Raw genomic sequence first — 1,657 nt, forward strand, 5'->3', positions numbered from 1 at the left:
CGCCCGCCCCCGCGGCTCCGACCTGGCGAAACGCGACGCGAACCGGGCATGCAGCCCCGCCAGCACCCCGTCCCACTCCTCAACCAGCCCCACCCAAAGCTCAGCCATACCCCAACTCAACCACATACAAGTGAGATTGCAGTACTAACCGTCACCCCATAACGCTGAAGTCAGTATGTCCGGACGTATCAGCCGTTCACCTACGTCGCGTTCATCGCCGACTGCTTCCCCCAGAAGATCGTCAGCTGGCACGCGCCGGTCAAACGGGCCGTGGAGCTGGTCGACGTGCCACTACGGATGGCCCTGTGGCGATCGAGCTCCCCCGCGAAGAAAATCGTCGCGGCCTTCAGCACCTCGCTGACCTCGACGAAGTGGCTTGTTCTCCGCTCGCCCGCCGACGCAGTTCCTCTCGATCATCGCGGGTCACGCCCGCGACCTGGCCGGCGTTGACCTCGTATTGCCATCACCAGCGCCGCACGGACTCCCGGGAGACACCGAGCGAGTCGGCGACCTGGATGTGCAGTGCACGCTCGGACGAGTACTCCGAACAGTGCTCTGTCACCAGCCTCACGGCCTGGCTACGAAGGGCTGCGTCGATCTTCTTGGGCACGTGTCCCATCCTCTCTGATGGCTCACAACGGAGCGGCAGAGAAGTCGGAACGGTTCACGTTCACTCTGACTGCAGCTGAGTGTTTTCCAGGTTGTGGGCACTTTCAAGCTTCCTGCAAATCCTGGGCACGTGGTGTTAGGCCACGAGGGTTGGTTCTGCTGGTGACGCAGGCGCTTCTCGTGGGGTGTGAAGTAGCCCGGTGGACGTGCTTGCGCAGGCGGCGTCGGTTGTAGAAGGTCTCGATGAAGTGGAAGATGCCGACGCCGGGCGGTGGCCCGGTCGGAAGCGGGTGCCGATTTCTTCTTTCAGAACGGCCCAGACACCATTACTGGGCAGGGAACGCAACACCTGCAGGCCACTCTGCCGGAAGGATCCGTCCCCCTAGCTCTCGGTCAACCCATAACACAGGCACGTCTTGCCCCATAGGGCAATCGGCGGTTCACGATTGGCAGCTCAAGAGTACGAACGGATGATACCTGACGTGGAATCAGCGGCTTATCATGGTCGATGCCATGCGGAACAGAAGTGCCTGCCGGCCGCCTGGCGGCTCTTTCAGATGTGGCGGCAGCGCGCAGGGGTACAGAGAGGCCATCTCCCATGGACAACGCAAACGAATTTCTTACACGCACTCAAATCGAAAACATGATCATCAATCACGGGACAGAATACGCAGAACGGATAGTAAGCGGCTATGTGAAAGCACTGGATACCCTTGCCCAAAAGGCAGAAGGTAATGGCTTCAGGCTGCTTGCCATCAAAGATCAGCTAGCCGCCGAACTGACTGCCCTTGAACAAAAGGAGCGCCGCCTGGGGCAAGAAGGCATTGCCAAGACGAGCAATCCACCGCAGTGAACCCACTGCCGGATTATGCCAAGCACGAACTCCCGCCAGCGGCCCCCAGCCCTCCGGCTAAGCTTGATTCTGTCGGGGATCTTGGATTTACCGAGGTCAGCCTCGATCCTTCAGTGGTGATCGCTGCTTCGTGAGGTGGTGGGTTCACCCCGTTTTGTTCCCGTGGGTGTCGGGCGGGGTCTTCGCGTGACGCTG

General features: G+C 60.6%; 2 protein-coding genes. One reads left to right on the forward strand and one right to left on the reverse strand.

Going from position 1 to position 1,657, the window contains the following annotated elements; all coding sequences use genetic code 11:
• Positions 1-463: 463 nt before the first annotated feature.
• A complete protein-coding gene (locus AC07DW_RS34415; protein ID WP_478861520.1) occupies positions 464-610 on the reverse strand; it encodes a hypothetical protein in 147 nt (48 codons plus the stop codon).
• A 597-nt stretch (positions 611-1,207) separates the two neighbouring features.
• Here AC07DW_RS34415 and AC07DW_RS34420 point away from each other — a divergent pair.
• The gene (locus tag AC07DW_RS34420) at positions 1,208-1,462 is read left to right on the forward strand and encodes a hypothetical protein (protein WP_478861521.1); all 255 of its coding nucleotides are present in this window, start codon (positions 1,208-1,210) and stop codon (positions 1,460-1,462) included.
• Positions 1,463-1,657: the final 195 nt, after the last annotated feature.

This window comes from Streptomyces sp. NPDC045701 (assembly GCF_056432045.1).

Bases quoted from the DNA above. Each gene is read 5' to 3' on its own strand.
- AC07DW_RS34420 (WP_478861521.1), top strand. From the start codon at position 1,208: ATGGACAACGCAAACGAATTTCTTACACGCACTCAAATCGAAAACATG.